The 16,327-nt window shown below is 73.3% G+C and carries 16 protein-coding genes and 1 pseudogene; 7 read left to right on the top strand and 10 right to left on the bottom strand.

Annotation, left to right across the window (positions count from 1 at the left end; translation table 11 throughout):
* Positions 1-19: 19 nt before the first annotated feature.
* Entirely contained in the window at positions 20-433 is a 414-nt protein-coding gene (locus Q0858_RS03310) for a CoA-binding protein (RefSeq protein WP_299051096.1), read from the top strand.
* Positions 434-478: 45 nt separating this feature from the next.
* Here Q0858_RS03310 and Q0858_RS03305 read toward each other — a convergent pair whose 3' ends face one another.
* From Q0858_RS03305 to Q0858_RS03275, 7 genes and pseudogenes are all read right to left on the bottom strand, one after another.
* Complete coding sequence (locus Q0858_RS03305; RefSeq protein ID WP_299051742.1) at positions 479-1,630, bottom strand: heparan-alpha-glucosaminide N-acetyltransferase domain-containing protein; 1,152 nt, start codon at positions 1,628-1,630, stop codon at positions 479-481.
* Between the two features lie 53 nt (positions 1,631-1,683).
* Positions 1,684-2,217 (bottom strand): 5-(carboxyamino)imidazole ribonucleotide mutase, encoded by a 534-nt coding sequence (purE, locus tag Q0858_RS03300; protein WP_299051095.1) that lies wholly within the window; start codon positions 2,215-2,217, stop codon positions 1,684-1,686.
* A 1-nt stretch (position 2,218) separates the two neighbouring features.
* Positions 2,219-3,418 (bottom strand): 5-(carboxyamino)imidazole ribonucleotide synthase, encoded by a 1,200-nt coding sequence (locus Q0858_RS03295; protein ID WP_299051093.1) that lies wholly within the window; start codon positions 3,416-3,418, stop codon positions 2,219-2,221.
* Positions 3,419-3,508: 90 nt separating this feature from the next.
* Positions 3,509-3,766 (bottom strand): annotated as a pseudogene (locus Q0858_RS03290) (helix-turn-helix domain-containing protein); the annotation flags it as partial.
* A 135-nt stretch (positions 3,767-3,901) separates the two neighbouring features.
* On the bottom strand, positions 3,902-5,026 hold the full coding sequence (locus Q0858_RS03285; protein WP_299051091.1) for an adenylate/guanylate cyclase domain-containing protein: 1,125 nt from the start codon (positions 5,024-5,026) through the stop codon (positions 3,902-3,904).
* Between the two features lies 1 nt (position 5,027).
* Entirely contained in the window at positions 5,028-5,543 is a 516-nt protein-coding gene (locus Q0858_RS03280; RefSeq protein WP_299051089.1) for a PH domain-containing protein, read from the bottom strand.
* Positions 5,544-5,583: 40 nt separating this feature from the next.
* Positions 5,584-6,414, bottom strand: a complete 831-nt coding sequence (locus Q0858_RS03275) for a biotin--[acetyl-CoA-carboxylase] ligase (protein WP_299051087.1) — start codon at positions 6,412-6,414, stop codon at positions 5,584-5,586.
* Between the two features lie 94 nt (positions 6,415-6,508).
* Here Q0858_RS03275 and Q0858_RS03270 point away from each other — a divergent pair, with 94 nt between their 5' ends.
* From Q0858_RS03270 to Q0858_RS03260, 3 genes are all read left to right on the top strand, one after another.
* Positions 6,509-8,080, top strand: coding sequence for an acyl-CoA carboxylase subunit beta (locus Q0858_RS03270; RefSeq protein WP_299051740.1), 1,572 nt, complete (start codon positions 6,509-6,511; stop codon positions 8,078-8,080).
* A gap of 136 nt (positions 8,081-8,216) precedes the next feature.
* Entirely contained in the window at positions 8,217-8,459 is a 243-nt protein-coding gene (locus tag Q0858_RS03265) for an acyl-CoA carboxylase subunit epsilon (RefSeq protein ID WP_299051085.1), read from the top strand.
* On the top strand, positions 8,459-9,085 hold the full coding sequence (locus Q0858_RS03260; RefSeq protein ID WP_299051083.1) for a nucleoside triphosphate pyrophosphatase: 627 nt from the start codon (positions 8,459-8,461) through the stop codon (positions 9,083-9,085). The genes Q0858_RS03265 and Q0858_RS03260 overlap by 1 nt, the downstream gene beginning before the upstream one ends.
* Here Q0858_RS03260 and Q0858_RS03255 read toward each other — a convergent pair.
* The 3 genes from Q0858_RS03255 to Q0858_RS03245 form a co-directional block, all read right to left on the bottom strand.
* Positions 8,994-9,509 carry a GtrA family protein gene (locus tag Q0858_RS03255; protein ID WP_299051081.1) on the bottom strand — a complete coding sequence of 172 codons (516 nt, stop codon included), beginning with the start codon at positions 9,507-9,509 and terminating at the stop codon, positions 8,994-8,996. The genes Q0858_RS03260 and Q0858_RS03255 overlap by 92 nt on opposite strands.
* Positions 9,510-9,539: 30 nt before the next feature.
* Entirely contained in the window at positions 9,540-10,739 is a 1,200-nt protein-coding gene (locus Q0858_RS03250) for an acyl-CoA dehydrogenase family protein (RefSeq protein ID WP_299051079.1), read from the bottom strand.
* Between the two features lie 183 nt (positions 10,740-10,922).
* Positions 10,923-12,278, bottom strand: a complete 1,356-nt coding sequence (locus tag Q0858_RS03245) for an OFA family MFS transporter (RefSeq protein ID WP_299051077.1) — start codon at positions 12,276-12,278, stop codon at positions 10,923-10,925.
* A gap of 121 nt (positions 12,279-12,399) precedes the next feature.
* On the opposite strand from Q0858_RS03245, the gene Q0858_RS03240 reads away from it, so the two are divergent.
* From Q0858_RS03240 to Q0858_RS03230, 3 genes are read left to right on the top strand one after another with little or no spacing between them, the layout of a single operon-like run.
* Positions 12,400-14,196 (top strand): biotin carboxylase N-terminal domain-containing protein, encoded by a 1,797-nt coding sequence (locus Q0858_RS03240; protein WP_299051075.1) that lies wholly within the window; start codon positions 12,400-12,402, stop codon positions 14,194-14,196.
* Positions 14,197-14,251: 55 nt separating this feature from the next.
* On the top strand, positions 14,252-15,229 hold the full coding sequence (locus tag Q0858_RS03235; RefSeq protein ID WP_299051073.1) for a hypothetical protein: 978 nt from the start codon (positions 14,252-14,254) through the stop codon (positions 15,227-15,229).
* Between the two features lie 51 nt (positions 15,230-15,280).
* On the top strand, positions 15,281-16,267 hold the full coding sequence (locus tag Q0858_RS03230) for an LLM class F420-dependent oxidoreductase (protein ID WP_299051071.1): 987 nt from the start codon (positions 15,281-15,283) through the stop codon (positions 16,265-16,267).
* Positions 16,268-16,327 lie beyond the last annotated feature (60 nt).

Below are 16,327 nucleotides of genomic sequence, written 5' to 3'. Positions count from 1 at the left end.
CGGAACCTACAGTCGGGTCGTGACCGAGAACTGGCAGGACCCCGAGGCCGTGCGCCTCATGCTCGACGACCTGGAGACGTGGGCCGTCGTCGGCCTCGGCGGCGACCCCAGCCGGACGGCGTACCAGATCGCGCAGCTGCTGCAGCAGCGCGGCAAGCGGATCGTCCCCGTCCACCCGCGCGGCGCCGAGGTGCTCGGCGAGCCCGGCTACACCTCGCTGGCCGAGATCCCGTTCGGAGTCGACGTCGTCGACGTCTTCCGCCGCTCCGACCAGGCCGGGCGCTTCGCCGACGAGGCGGTCGCCATCGGCGCCAAGGCCGTCTGGTTCCAGCTCGGCGTGGTCGACGAGGACGCCTTCGCCCGCACCACCGCCGCCGGCGTCCCGATGGTCATGGACACCTGCCCCGCCATCGAGTGGAGACGCCGCGGCTGAGTGGTCACCGTCGAGAAGGCTGCGCAGACGTGCCGACTCGACCCCTCAGGGGTGCGCAGACGTGCCGACTCGGCGTACGGCGGCCACGGCGGCGGTGCTGACCGTCCCGACGGCGGCCTCGAGGGGGCCGCGCCATCGGGCGGCGGCGAAGAGGGCGCCGATCGCGAGCAGGACGAGGACGTGGCGGGCGAGGTCCTCGGGGTCGTCGCCGGGCGGGACGGACGGCGTCTTCAGCACGACGTGGAGGCTGTAGAGCGTCAGCGTCATGCGGCCGGCGCCGAAGACCACCTCGACGGCGCGGCCGGGGACGGCGGGCAGGGCGCCGCACGCGAGCAGGCAGACGCCGACCACGAGCAGCGAGCTGCCGACGGTGGCGGCCAGGTCGAACGGGGTCGCGCTGTGCGGCGCGGCGGTGAGCAGCCACTGCCAGGACCCGCCGGTGGGGGTCGTGCCGGGCAGGCCGCCGGCGAGGGAGTCCATGAGCTCGTCGGGTCGGACGGGGATCGGCAGCTCGGAGGCGAGCGTCGCCCGGAGCGCCGCCGAGCCGGTCAGCAGCCGTGACACGGCGGTCGCGGCGACGGCCACGACCAGGCCGCTGACGGCGACCGCCGCGGCCACGGCGGGCCGCCGCAGGTCCAGCCGCCCGAGCGCCATGCCGACGAGGAGGTACGTCAGCCACGGGACCGCCGGGTAGTACCCGGTGAACAGCAGCTCGGCGAGCAGCCGCCCGGGCTCGGCGAGGGAGAACAGGTCGGGGCTGGTGAAGCCCCGGTCCGGCAGCAGCGGGCGCACCACCTCCGACACGACCGGGGCCACCACGCACCAGGCCGTCGCGAGCAGCAGCAGCGGCCCCGCCCGCAGGGCGACGAACGGCAGGCCGAGCAGGAACAGCACGCCGTAGTAGGTGAGGATCACCGCGAGCCCGGAGTCGGGCCCGCCGAGCGCGAGCCCGAGCAGCGCCACCATCAGGGCGCGGACGGCGAACCCGGCGCTGCGGGCGGCTCGCTCCCGCCCGACGGCCGGGACGCGGCCGCCGGTCCCGAGGGCCAGCGTGACCCCGGCGAGCACCGCGAAGAGCGCGGAGGCGCGGCCGCTCGCCAGCTGGTGCGCGAGGCTCAGGGAGCCGTCGGCGTCCCGCTCGGCGGCCACGTGGGTGGCGACCATGCCGACCAGCGCGAGGCAGCGGGCGACGTCCAGCCCGAGCAGCCGCCCCCGGCGTACGACGGGGGCGGTGGGTGCGTCGGCGGCGCTCAGAACCCCGTCCGCGGCCGCTCGCCGCCGGAGGCGCGGCGCACGACGCCGCCCTTCTCCCGGGCGGTCTCGCGCAGGGCGGCCTGGAAGTCGGTCATCCGGCCGCGCAGGGCCTCGTCGGCGACGCCGAGGATGCGCGCGGCGAGCAGGCCCGCGTTGCGGGCGTTGCCGACGCCGACGGTCGCGACGGGGACGCCGGCGGGCATCTGGACGATCGAGAGCAGCGAGTCCATGCCGTCGAGGTGGCGCAGCGGCACGGGGACGCCGATCACCGGCAGCGGGGTGACGGAGGCGAGCATGCCGGGCAGGTGCGCGGCGCCGCCGGCCCCGGCGATCACCACGTCGATGCCGCGCCCGGCCGCGTCGCGGCCCCAGGCGAGCATGTCCTCGGGCATCCGGTGGGCGGAGACGACGTCGGCCTCCCAGGTCACGCCGAGCTCGGTGAGGGCCTCGCCGGCGGCCTGCATGACGGGCCAGTCGGAGTCGGACCCCATGACGATCCCGACGCGGGCCTGCTGGCTGTTCTCGGTCATCTCACTCGCTCTCGTTGCCGAGGTCGCCCGCGAACCAGGCGGCGGCGTGCCGCGCCCGCTCCAGGCAGTCCTCGAGGTCGTCGCCGAAGGCGTTGACGTGGCCGACCTTGCGGCCGGGCCGCAGGTCCTTGCCGTACAGGTGGACGCGCAGCCGCGGGTCGCGGGCCAGCGCGTGGGGGTAGCCGTCGTACAGGCGGCCGACGTCGGGGCCGTCGGGGTCCTGGGTGGAGCCGAGGACGTTGACCATCACCGTCCAGCGCTCGCGGGGGGACGGCGAGCCGAGCGGCAGGTCGAGGACGGCGCGCAGGTGGTTCTCGAACTGGCTGGTGACGGCACCGTCCTGGGTCCAGTGGCCGGTGTTGTGGGGCCGCATGGCGAGCTCGTTGACGAGGATCCGCCCGTCACGGGTCTCGAAGAGCTCCACGGCGAGGATCCCGACGACGCCGAGCTCGCCCGCGACACGCAGGGCGACCTCCTGGGCGTGCTCCGACAGCTCGGGGGCGAGGTCGGGTGCGGGGGCGACGACCTCGTGGCAGATGCCGTCCCGCTGCACGGAGGCCACCACCGGGTACGCCGCCGCCTGGCCGCTGGGCGAGCGGACGACCAGCGCGGACAGCTCGCGGCGGAAGTCGACGAGCTCCTCGGCGAGCACCCGGACGCCGGACGCGGCGGCCGTCGCGAAGGCCTCGGCGGCGTCCTCGGGGGCGCGGACCACCCAGACGCCTTTGCCGTCGTACCCGCCGCGGCTCGTCTTGAGCACGCAGGGCAGGCCGAACGCCTCGACGTCGGCGACCTCGGTGACGACCACGTGGCGGGGGCAGGGGACCCCGAGCGCGGTGAGCCGCTCGCGCATCACGACCTTGTCCTGGGCGTGGACCAGCGCGTCCGGCCCGGGTCGTACGGCGACCCCGTCGGCCTCGAGCGCCCGGAGGTGCTCGGTGGGCACGTGCTCGTGGTCGAAGGTGACCACGGCGCAGCCCTCGGTGGCGCGACGGAGGTCGGCGAGGTCGGTGTGGTCGCCCACGACGACGTCGGCGATCACCTGCGCCGCGGAGACGTCCGGGCCCTCGGCGAGCAGGCGCAGCGGGAGCGCGAGCTCGGCGGCCGGGGTCGCCATCATGCGGGCGAGCTGGCCGCCGCCGATCACGGCGGTGCGGGGCGCCCGGCCGGGGGCCGGGCCGGGGGTCGCGGGGAGTGCCACGGCGGCAACCCTAGTCAGCGCGGCGGCGGTCCCGGCGCCCGATCCGCCGGGGGCGGACGACGGGGGTCGGAGGAGCGTCGTACGAGGGGCTCAGGAGGCCCCGACGACGGGCGTGACGGTCTCGAACCGCAGGCCGCGGCCACGGACGGTGGTGATCAGCCCGGGCGCGCGCGGGTCGTCGCCCAGCTTGCGTCGCAGCCAGCCGAGGTGGACGTCGAGGGTCTTCGAGGAGCTCCAGAAGTCCGTCTGCCACACCTCGCGCATGAGCTCCTCGCGGGTGACCAGGTCGCCGGCGCGGGAGATCAGGGCGTGCAGGAGGTCGAACTCCTTGCGGGTCAGCTCGAGCTCGACCCCGTCCCGCCAGGCACGCCGACCGGCGGGATCGACGCGGACGTCCTGGGCGGTGAACACACGAGAAACGGTAGGCAGCAGCGGCGCCCCGCGTGGCGGAACCCGGAAATCCTTACCGTCGGCCGTGCGTGCTCAGGCGCGGCGGACGGCGACGGGCTCGACGAGACCGAACCCCCGGACCGGCCGCGCGGGCAGGCGTCGGGTCTCGTAGTGCGGGGGCAGCAGGTCCGCGGTCGCGGAGTCGACGATGACGCGGTTGCGGCGCGCGACGGCGGTGAGGCGGGCGGCCATGTTGACCGGCGGGCCGAACACGTCCCCGAGGCGCAGGGTGACCGCGCCGCTGGCGAGCCCGACCCGCACGTCGGGCATCTTCCGGTCGCGGCCGATGACCTGGATGATCCCCTCGGCCGTGCGCATCGCGCGGCCGGCGTCGTCGTTCAGGAACAGCACGGAGTCGCCGATGCTCTTGATGACCCGGCCGCGGTGGGCGCTGACGACGTCGTGGCACCGCAGCTCGAACAGCTCCACGAGGTCGCCGATGCGGTCGTGCTCGAGCCGGTTCGACAGGGCGGTGAAGCTGACGATGTCGGCGAACCCGACGGTGAGGTTCGCGGTGTGGAGGTCCTCCTCGGCGGCGCTGAGCGCCTCGAGGCGCGCGACGGCCGCGGCCAGGTGGCGCCGCCAGGTGTAGACGAGCAGCGACTCGAAGCCGGTGCCGATGTCCTCGACGAGCTTGAGGGCCAGGTCGGCGCGACCCGGGCGCGGCTCCTGCGAGCCGCTCGCCCCGGCGCGGGCGCGACCCTGGGCCTCGATCTGCTCGATGCGGGTGACCAGCGTCGCGACCTCCCAGTCGGCCAGCCGGCTCATCGTCTGGCCCACGGCCCGCGCGAGGGTGACGGCGGTGTCGACGTCGATGAGGCCGTGCCCGGCCGTGGCGTACAGGTCCCGGACCGCCTCGACGTCGGCGGTCGTGAAGCCCACGACGCCCGGGGTGCCCCGGCTCCCGTCGTCCTCGCCGCCCTCGAGCTCGGGGAAGCCGAGCGCGCGCCACATCCGTCGCGCCTGGTCGGGGTCGACGCCCGCCTGCTCCGCGACCTCGGCCCCGGTCAGGGTGGGCCGCTCGCCGAGGATCGCTTCCTCGAGCCGGGAGGTGGCGGCCTCGCCGGGGCCGCGGGCGCCGGTCCCGTGGGTCCTGGCGTCGTCGGTGCCGCTCGTGCCGTCGACCGTGCTCTGGTCCCTGCTGTCGTCCTGGGTCACCTCAGGAGCCGTCGTCCCCGCGTCGTCCCCCGCCGCCGAGGCGGTGCAGCTCCTCGGCGACCTGCAGCTGGACCCGCTCGACCCGGGGGATGTCGTGCAGCTCGACCCGGCCCTCGACGCTGGCGTCGGAGACCACGAGCGTGCCGCAGCCGAGCATCCGGTCGAGGATCCCGATGTCGAAGTCGACGCCGCTGATGCGGTTGAGCGGGATCGTGCGGCCCTCCTTGGCGACGACGCCGGAGCGGGCGACGAAGCGCCGGTCGGTGAACGTGTACGTCGTCGTCCACCACCGCAGGAACGGCCGGACCACGAACCACAGCACCACCAGCGCCGCGAGCCCCCAGGCCACGTAGTCGAGGACCTGCTCGGTGGTCCCCTCCCCCAGCCGGGACAGCAGGACCGCCGCGACGAGCGTCACCAGCAGCACGAGGAGGGGCAGCAGCAGGACCTTCACGTGCGTCCGCGTCGAGACGACGACGCGCTCGCCCTCGTTGAGCAGACGGGTGGGGAAGGTCACGGGCGCCAGTCTGTCATCCCGGCACAGGTCTCCGGGCGGCTCAGGCGGGCCGGACGTGCACGACGTCGCCGGCGCCGACGGGACGGCGGACGACGCCGTCGTCGACCACCAGCCGGCCGCCGGGGTCGACGTCGACGGCCGTGCCGACCAGCGGCGGTCCGACGGGCAGCTCCACCCGCACCCGTCGGCCCACCGTCGTGCAGGCCGCGGCGTACGACGCCCGCAGCCGCGACCCGGTCGGCTCCGCCCGCCACGCGTCGTACGCCGCGGCGAGCTCGGCCAGCACGGAGAGCAGGAGGTCCTCCCTGTCCGGCACGGGCCCGCCCGCGAGGAGCAGCGAGGTCGCGTGCGGGACGGGCAGCTCGTCGTCGCGCAGGGTCACGTTGAGGCCGATGCCGACCACGGCGACCGGGCCGCCCGGCGCCTCGTGGCGCTCGACGAGGATCCCCGCGACCTTGCGCTCGTCGAGCAGCACGTCGTTCGGCCACTTCAGCCCCACCGGGTCCGGGCCGCCGGGGACGGCGAGGTGGGTCCGCAGCGCCGCGGCGACGGCGTACCCGGTCAGCAGCGGGAGCCACGGCCAGTGCGCCATCGGCACGTCGGGGCGCAGCAGGGTGGAGAAGGTCAGGCACGCCCGCGGCGGCGTCGTCCACACCCGGTCGAGCCGTCCCCGCCCGGCGGTCTGGTGCTCGGTGACGAGCACCAGGCCGGGCTCCTCCCCCGCGGCGGCGCGGGCGGCGGCGTCCGCGTTGGTCGACGGGGTCGCCTCGACGACCTCGACGCGGAGCCCGGGGAGGAGGCCGGTGGGGAGCACGTCGGAGCCCAGGCGGCGCGGATCCAGCGGCGGACGGGACTCGGAGGCGGGGAGCACGCGTACTAGGTTGACGCACGTGAGCGCGCAGACTGACGAACCCACGGGTCCCGACGCATCCGCAGCCGGCACCGAGGTCCCCGACGACCTCGACCTGCACACCACGGCCGGCAAGCTCGCCGACCTCGACCGCCGCCTGGACGAGGCGGTCCACGCCGGGTCGGAGAAGGCCGTCGAGAAGCAGCACGCGAAGGGCCGCCAGACCGCCCGGGAGCGGATCGGACAGCTCTTCGACGAGGGCAGCTTCGTCGAGCTCGACGAGCTGGCGCGGCACCGCTCGACGGCGTTCGGCCTCGAGAAGAAGCGCCCGTACGGCGACGGCGTCATCACCGGCTACGGCACGATCGACGGCCGTCAGGTCTGCGTGTTCTCCCAGGACTTCACCGTCTTCGGCGGCTCGCTCGGCGAGGTGTACGGCGAGAAGATCACCAAGGTCATGGACCTCGCGATGCGCACCGGCAGCCCGATCATCGGCATCAACGAGGGCGCCGGCGCCCGCATCCAGGAGGGCGTCGTCTCGCTCGGCCTGTACGGCGAGATCTTCCGCCGCAACGTGCACGCCTCCGGCGTGGTCCCGCAGATCAGCCTCATCATGGGCTCGTGCGCCGGCGGCCACGTCTACTCCCCCGCCGTCACCGACTTCACGGTGATGGTCGACGGCACCTCGAACATGTTCATCACCGGCCCCGACGTCATCAAGACCGTCACCGGCGAGGACGTGACGATGGAGGACCTCGGCGGCGCCCGCGCGCACAACACGAAGTCCGGCAACGCCCACTACATGGCCTCCGACGAGGAGGACGCGCTCGACTACGTCAAGGCGCTGCTGAGCCACCTGCCGCAGAACAACCTCGACGAGCCGCCGTACGACCCGTCGGCGGAGCTGTCCAACGACGACCTCGAGCCGAGCGACGACGACCGAGCGCTCGACACGCTGATCCCGGACAGCCCGAACCAGCCGTACGACATGCACACCGTCATCGAGGCGGTCGTGGACGACGGGGACTTCCTCGAGGTCCAGCCGCTGTTCGCGACGAACATCGTGATCGGCTTCGGCCGGGTCGAGGGCCGGCCGGTGGGCGTCGTGGCCAACCAGCCGATGCAGTTCGCGGGCACCCTCGACATCGACGCCTCCGAGAAGGCGGCGCGGTTCGTGCGGACCTGCGACGCGTTCAACGTGCCCGTGCTGACCTTCGTGGACGTCCCGGGCTTCCTGCCCGGCACCGACCAGGAGTGGGGCGGCATCATCCGTCGCGGCGCGAAGCTGATCTACGCGTACGCCGAGGCGACGGTCCCGCTGGTCACGATCATCACCCGCAAGGCCTACGGCGGCGCCTACGACGTCATGGGCTCGAAGCACCTGGGCGCGGACATCAACCTGGCGTGGCCCACCGCGCAGATCGCGGTCATGGGCGCGCAGGGCGCGGTCAACATCCTCCACCGCGGCGAGCTGAAGAAGGCCGAGGACCCGGAGAAGCGCCGCGCCGAGCTCGTCGAGGAGTACGACCAGCACCTCGCGAACCCCTACATCGCCGCCGAGCGCGGGTACGTCGACGCGGTCATCACCCCGCACGAGACCCGCGCCGAGGTCGTCCGGGCGCTCCGGCTGCTGCGCACCAAGCGCGCCACGCTGCCGCCCAAGAAGCACGGGAACATCCCGCTGTGAGGGGGGCAGCGAAGCGCCCCCCGAACAGCGGGACGACGAGCCGAGTCGGCATGTTCTCCCGCCCGAGCGCCAGCGAGGCCGGGAGAACATGCCGACTCGGCGATGAGCGCCGACGTCACGGCAGGAGGGGGTCACTGTGAGCGGCGAAGCCGCGAACGACTCGGACGGAGCGTCGCAGGCGCCCGTGCTGCGCGTCGTCAAGGGCGACCCCACCCCCGAGCAGCTGGCGGCGCTGGTGGCCGTGCTGGCCGCGGCGTCGGGCGGCGGTGAGGCCCCGGCGGCCCGTCGTCCCTCGGAGTGGTCGCGACCCGGGCGACGCCTGCGGACCCCGCACCACCCCGGCCCGGGCGCCTGGCGCGCCAGCGGCCTGCCCCGCTGATGGCGGCGAGGCAGCCCCTGGTCCTCGCCTCCGCCTCCCCCGCCCGGCTCGCGACCCTGCGGGCGGCGGGGATCGAGCCGGAGGTGATCGTGTCCGGCGTCGACGAGGAGCAGGTGACCGGTCTGGCCCCGGCCGACCTCGCGCTCGAGCTCGCCCGGCTCAAGTGCGCCGCGGTCGTCGCCCGCGAGGACGTCGCCGACGACGCGCTCGTGCTCGGCTGCGACTCGGTGCTGGAGCTGGACGGCGAGGCGTACGGCAAGCCCGCCGACGCCGCCGAGGCGACCGCGCGCTGGAGGGTGATGCGCGGCCGCTCCGGCGTCCTGCACTCCGGGCACAGCCTGCGCGCGCCCGACGGCCGGGTGGTGTCGCGGACGGCCTCGACCGTCGTCCACTTCGCCGAGGTCGACGACGACGAGATCGAGGCCTACGTCGCGACCGGCGAGCCGCTCGTGGTGGCCGGGGCGTTCACGGTCGACGGGTACGGCGGGGCGTTCGTGCGCGGCATCGAGGGCGACCACCACGCGGTGGTCGGGCTCAGCCTTCCCCTGCTGCGGGAGCTGCTGCGGGAGGTCGGCCTGCGGTGGCCGGACCTCTGGTCTGCTCCCCCGTCTGCTCCGGCTTCGTGAAGACGAACTTCCGGAACAGGTAGAACCGGGCGACGAAGCCCAGCGCGAGGCCGACGACGTTCGCGGCGATGTTGTCCGAGATCGGGTCGGTGAGCCCCAGCAGGTTGCGGCTGACCCACAGCAGCGCGACGGGGATCGCCATCGTCGTCACGTTGATGACGACGAACGACAGGACGCCGCCGTCCTTGCCGTGCGTCTCGCGGTTCTTGAACGCCCACGTCCGGCTGCCGACGTACGTCACGACCATGCCGACGGTGTTCGCGACGACGTACGCCGTGATCGGGTAGCCGCTCAGCCAGGGGTCGTCGAAGATCCAGACCCCGTGCAGCAGCACGTTGAACAGGACGAACGAGACGATCGTCGAGACGGTGCCGACGCCGGCGAACTTGGCGCCCTCGGTCCCGCGTCTGCGCCATCTGCCCACACGGTGAAACCTACCCGTGACGGGGCGGACCTACTCGACCGGCAGGCCGAGCCCCCGCGCGATGAGCATCCGCTGGATCTCCGAGGTGCCCTCGCCGATCTCCAGCACCTTCGCGTCCCGGTAGAACCGGGCCACCGGGTACTCCTCCATGAACCCGTAGCCCCCGAAGACCTGGGTGGCGATCCGGGTGGCGGTGACGGCGGCCTCGGTGGTCTGGAGCTTGGCCACCGCGGCGGCCTGCTTGAACTCCTTCAGCGGGGCGCCGGCGTCCTTCATGGCGGCCGCCGAGTAGGTCAGCAGGCGGGCGGTGCGGAGCAGCACCTCGAGGTCGGCGATCTGGAACGCGACGCCCTGCTTGCGCCCGATCGGGCCGCCGAAGGTCTGGCGCTGTCCGGCGTACTCGAGGCTCATGTCGAGGCAGGCCTGGATGCAGCCGACTGCCAGGGCCGCGATCGCGACGCGGCCGTCGTCCAGGGTGGCGAGGAACTGCGCGTAGCCGCGGCCCCGCTCGCCGAGGAGGTGGTCCTCGGGCACCCGGGCGCCGGTGAAGGTCAGCGGGTGGGTGTCGGAGGCGTGCCAGCCGAGCTTGTCGTACGCCTTCTCGGCGGTGAAGCCGGGCGTGCCCGACGGGACGACGATCGTCGAGATCTCCGGCTTGGTGGCGCCGTCGGCGCCCTCCCGGGTGCCGGTGCGGGCCGTGACGGTCACCAGCGAGGTGATGTCGGAGCCGGAGTTGGTGATGAACTGCTTCGCGCCGTCGACGACCCACTCGCCGCCGTCGAGGACGGCCTTGGTCTGGGTGGCACCGGCGTCGGAGCCCGCGCCGGGCTCGGTCAGCCCGAAGCCCGCGACGGCCTCGCCGGCCACGAGCGCCGGGAGCCAGCGCTTCTTCTGCTCGGCCGTGCCGAAGGTGAGGATCGGATTGATCCCGAGGCCCACGGCGGCCTCGAGGGTGATGCCCATCGACTGGTCGACGCGGCCGATCTCCTCGATCGCGAGGCAGAGCGACGTGAACCCGCCGTCCTCCCCGGAGAGGCCGGCGCCGCCGTACTCCTCAGGGGCGGTGAGGCCGAACAGCCCCATCTTGCCCATCTGCTGCACCACGTCGACCGGGAAGTGGTGCTCGCGGTCCCACTGCGCCGCGTGGGGCGCGATCTGGGACTCGGCGAAGTCGCGGACGCTCCGGCGGAACTCCTCGTGCTCGCGGGACAGCTCGAAACCGTGGGTCATGTGACCCAGGCTACCCGAGGCGGTTAGCGGTTGTTAACCACCGAGGAGGTCGCCGCCGGTCCACGGGCTACCCCGCGAACAGCGCCGAGACCCGGATCAGCGTCTCGACCAGCCCGTACGCCAGCGGGACGGCCACGAGCGCCCACGCGATGCCGATGAAGCCCTTGTTGTCGGTGATCGAGCTCATGCGTTGCTCCCCTTCAGGGCCGGGTCGGTCTCGGATTCGTGCCACTTGGAGTCCACCGGCTTGACCATCAGGTTCGCGAGGAAACCGACGGCGAGCAGGCCGACCATGACAAACAGCGCGATGGTCACGGCGCCGGTGAGGTCGAGGATGCCGTTCAGGATGAGGGGCCCCGCGACCCCGGCGGCCGACCAGGCGGTCAGCAGCCGGCCGTGGATGGCGCCGACCTGCAGGGTGCCGAAGAGGTCACGCAGGTAGGCCGGGATGGTGGCGAACCCGCCGCCGTAGAACGACAGCATGAAGACCGCGAGGACCAGGAAGACGACGATCGAGCTGGAGCCGACGGTGGCGAACAGCGCGTACAGGACCGCCCCGCCGCCGAGGTACAGCATGTAGATCTGCTTGCGGCCGACCTTGTCGGAGGTCGTGGACCAGATGAACCGGCCGGCCATGTTGGCGATCGAGAGCAGGCCGACGAACCCGGCGGCCCCGGCGGGGCTGACCGACGAGAAGGAGTCCTGGATCAGGCCGGAGGCCTGCTCGAGGATGCCGATACCGGCGGTGACGTTGCAGAACAGGACGATCCACAGCAGCCAGAACTGCGGCGTGCGCAGCGCGTTGCGGGCGGTGACGCTCGCGGTGGCGATCATGTCGCTCTTCTTGGCCTGCGACGGGTCGAAGCCCTCCGGCTGCCAGTCGTCGGCGGGCACCCGGACGATGAGCGCGCCGAAGGACATGAAGACGGCGTAGATCGCGGCCAGCGTCAGGAACAGCCCGACGAGGGCGCCGCTGGACGCCACCGAGTCGGCGGACGACGGGTCGAAGTCGCCGTCGTACAGCGCGAGGAGGCGGCCGGACAGCGGGCTCGCGACCAGTGCGCCGCCGCCGAAGCCCATGATCGCCATGCCGGTCGCGAGGCCCGGGCGGTCGGGGAACCACTTGATCAGCGTGGAGACCGGCGAGATGTAGCCGATGCCCAGGCCGATGCCGCCCAGGACGCCGTACCCGAGGTAGACGAGCCAGAGCTGGGCGGTGGCGATGCCGAGCGCGCCCACCAGGAAGCCCGAGACCCAGAACACCATCGACAGCGCCATCGCGGCGCGGGGGCCGTTCCGGTCGACCCAGGTGCCCATGGCGAAGGACGAGAGACCGAGCATCACGATGGCGATCGAGAAGATGAAGCCGATCGCCGTCTCGGAGGCGGCGAACTCCTCCTTGAGCGTCGAGCGGTACACGCTCGTGGCGTACACCTGCCCGATGCTGAGGTGGACGGCGAGCGCCGCGGGCGGGATGAGCCAGCGGTTGAAGCCGGGACGGGCGATGATCCGCTCGCGGCGCAGGAAACCAGGAAGCACGAGGCTCTCCTTCCAGGGCGCCCGAGGTGACGCCGCGCACACACTAAGCCTCCGTGAGCGGCCGCCGGCGCCCACACCCCGGGGCGCTACGCTGCCGCGCAGTCGTCGAAGGAGCCGTTCCGTGCCCGAGGTCGTCCCCCTGCAGAAGGTCCTGATCGCCAACCGTGGCGAGATCGCCGTCCGCGTCATCCGTGCCTGCCGCGACGCCGGGATCGGCTCCGTGGCGGTGTACGCCGACCCCGACCGCGACGCCGTCCACGTGCGGGTCGCCGACGAGGCGCACTCCCTGGGCGGCTCCACCCCCGCCGAGTCCTACCTCGACATCGAGAAGATCATCGCCGTCGCGAAGTCCTCCGGCGCCGACTCGGTGCACCCCGGGTACGGCTTCCTCGCCGAGAACGCCGACTTCGCCACCGCGGTCATCGACGCCGGACTGGTCTGGATCGGCCCGCCGCCGTCCGCGATCGAGAACCTCGGCGACAAGGTCAAGGCCCGCCACATCGCCGAGAAGGTCGGCGCCCCGCTGGCCCCCGGCACCAAGGACCCGCTGGACGACGCCCAGCAGGCCGTCGACTTCGCCGAGGAGCACGGGCTCCCGATCGCGATCAAGGCCGCCTTCGGCGGCGGCGGTCGCGGCCTCAAGGTCGCCCGGGAGATGAAGGAGGTCGCCGACGCCTACGAGTCGGCGGTCCGCGAGGCGGTCTCCGCGTTCGGTCGCGGGGAGTGCTTCGTCGAGAAGTTCCTCGACCGTCCCCGCCACGTCGAGACCCAGTGCCTCGCCGACTCCCACGGCAACGTGGTGGTCGTCTCGACCCGCGACTGCTCGCTGCAGCGCCGCCACCAGAAGCTCGTCGAGGAGGCCCCCGCACCGTTCCTCTCCGACGACCAGATGTCGCGCCTCTACGAGGCGTCGAAGGCGATCCTGAAGGAGGCCGGGTACGTCGGCGCCGGCACCTGCGAGTTCCTCGTCGGCCAGGACGGCACCATCTCGTTCCTCGAGGTCAACACCCGCCTCCAGGTCGAGCACTGCGTCTCCGAGGAGGTCACCGGCATCGACCTGGTCCGCGAGATGTTCCGCATCGCCGCGGGCGAGGAGCTCGGGTACGACGACCCCGAGATCCGCGGCCACTCCATCGAGTACCGGATCAACGCCGAGGACGGCGGCCGCAACTTCATGCCCGCCCCCGGCACCCTGACCCGCTGGAGCCCGCCGCAGGGCCCCGGCGTCCGCATCGACGGCGGCTACGAGAACGGCGAGACGATCCCGGGCAGCTTCGACTCCCTGATCGCCAAGCTGGTCGTCACCGGCCGCGACCGCCAGCAGGCGCTGGAGCGCTCCCGCCGTGCCCTCGCGGAGTTCGACGTCGACGGCATGCCCACCGTCATCCCGTTCCACCGCGCGGTGGTGGAGGACCCGGCGTACGTCGGCGCCTCGAACCCCTCCGGCGAGGGCTCCTTCGACGTCTACACGACCTGGATCGAGACCGACTTCGACAACCAGATCACCCCGTACGCCGGAGGCGCGGGAGACGACGACGAGGGCGCCGGAGAGCGTCAGACGGTCACCGTCGAGGTCGGCGGTCGCCGCCTCGAGGTCAGCCTCCCCGCGGGCCTCGCCCTCGGTGGCGGCGGAGCAGCCGCCGGCGCCGCGCCCGCCAAGCGGAAGCGCAAGAAGTCCGGCGGCGGTGCGGCCGCCTCCGGCGACGCCGTCACCTCGCCGATGCAGGGCACCGTGGTCAAGGTCGTGGTCTCCGAGGGCGACGAGGTCGCCGAGGGCGACACCGTCGTGGTCATCGAGGCCATGAAGATGGAGCAGTCCCTGACCGCCCACAAGGCCGGCACCGTCACCGGCCTCACGGCCTCCGTCGGCGACACCCTCACCAACGGCGCCGTCGTCTGCGAGATCAAGGACGCCTGAGGGACCCGTCGCACGCGCTGGATGCCGCGGCCACCGTCGTCTAGGGTCCCGCGCCATGAGACTCCCCGTCCGCCTCGTCGGTGTCGCGTCCGTCCTGTCCGCCCTGCTCTCCCCGGCCGCGGCCGTGGCCGCGGAGCAGGGCGCTCCTCGGGGCGCGGCGTCCGCGTCGTCGCCCTCCCCGGCGTCCTCCGACGCCGGGAGGGCCGGCTCACTCAGGCTGACCTGGGAGCGTTTCCGACCCCTCACGACTCCCACAGAGGAGTCGCCGCCCGGCGGCGTGGCCCTGGCCCCGAACGGCGACGTCGTCGTCCAGAGACGAGGCAACCGTCTCCTGCGGTTCGACGACCGAGGTCGCCTGGTCTCCCGGGTCACCCTCGGGCCGCCGTACGCCGGCGCCGGGTTCGGCGTCGAGGTGGCACCCGACGGTCTCGTCCACGTGCCCGAGGGCCGGTCGCGCGACAGGGACGGGTCGGTCTGGGTCGTGAAGCGGGGCGGCGAGCTGGTACGGACCTACAGCGCCGGGACCACGTCCGGCCGGCCCTTCTCCCCCGACGACGTCGCCGTCGCGAAGGACGGGACGCAGTGGGTCCTCGAGGACCTGAGCGACACCCTGTGGCGCTTCGATCCCGACTCCGAGGACGAGCCGGTCGCCCACACCGGGGTGCGGATGCGGCAGACCGACTCGATCACGACGACGTCGAAGGGGGTGGCCGTCGCCGACTACGGCAAGCACAAGGTCCACCTGTTCGACCGACAGGGCCGCTACCTGTCGTCCTTCGGCGGCCTCGGCACCGGCGACGGGAAGTTCCAGGACGGCCCGTACTCCGTGGCCTGGACTGGTCGTTGGCTCCTCGTCGTCGACGCCTCGCGTCGCATCCAGGCGTTCACGCCGACGGGCGACTTCGTCGGCGCCGTGCGGGGCCCGTACAACACGAGGGACATCGACGCCGGCCGCGGCGGTCGGATCGCCATCACCGGCAACACGAGCGGTGGGAGCCAAGGGGTGTTCTGGTTGCGCATCAGCGCCCGCTGACGTCACGGCCGCCCCCGGCTGACCCCTCGCCGCACCGGGTACGGCGGGATCATGACGCGTTTCGGCTACACCCTCATGACCGAGCAGAGCGGCCCGAAGGACCTCGTGCGCCACGCGGTGGCCGCCGAGCGGGCCGGCTTCGACTTCGAGGTCTCCTCCGACCACTACTTCCCCTGGCTGTCCGCGCAGGGCCACGCGCCGCACGCCTGGACGGTGCTGGGCGCGGTCGCCCACGCCACCGAGCGGGTCGAGCTGATGACGTACGTGACCTGCCCGACGATGCGCTACCACCCCGCCGTCGTGGCCCAGAAGGCCGCGACCCTGCAGCTGCTGGCCGACGGCCGCTTCACGCTGGGCCTGGGCTCGGGCGAGAACCTCAACGAGCACGTGATCGGTGAGGGCTGGCCGGCGCTGGACGAGCGGCAGGACATGCTCGTCGAGGCCATCGAGATCATCCGGGCGCTGCACACCGGCGAGCTGACGACGTGGGCCGGGGAGCACTTCCGGGTCGACTCCGCCCGCATCTGGGACCTCCCGGACGACGGCGTCCCGATCGGCGTGGCGATGGGCGGGGAGAAGGCGATCGCCCGGTTCGGGCCACTGGCCGACCACCTCATCGCGACCGAGCCCTCCGCCGACCTGGTGAGCACCTGGAACGCGACCGAGGGCACCGAGACCATCGGCGCCGGCGCCCGGGCGATCGGCCAGATCCCGATCTGCTGGGACCCGGACCGCGAGCGCGCGGTCGAGCGCGCCCACGAGCAGTTCCGCTGGTTCGCCGGCGGCTGGTCGGTCAACGCCGACCTGCCGACGACGGCGGGCTTCGCCGGCGCGACCCAGTTCGTGCGGCCCGAGGACGTCGCCGAGAACATCCCCTGCGGCCCCGACCTCGACGCGATCGTCGAGGCGGTGAGGCCGTTCTGGGAGAACGGGTTCACCGACGTCGCGCTGGTGCAGGTCGGCGACGAGGGCGTCGATCCCTTCTTCACCCACGCCGCCGAGCCGCTCCTCGAGAAGCTGCGCGCCGCCGCGGGCTGAGCCCGCACCGACTGCACCGACTGCACCGTCTGCAAGGGACGGCGAGCCGACTGCAACCGG

Source organism: uncultured Nocardioides sp., from assembly GCF_947489365.1.
In the GTDB taxonomy this organism is placed as follows: Bacteria; Actinomycetota; Actinomycetes; order Propionibacteriales; family Nocardioidaceae; genus Nocardioides.
The sequence above is the reverse complement of the archived record's forward strand: the minus strand, read 5'-3'. Positions and strand labels throughout refer to the sequence as shown.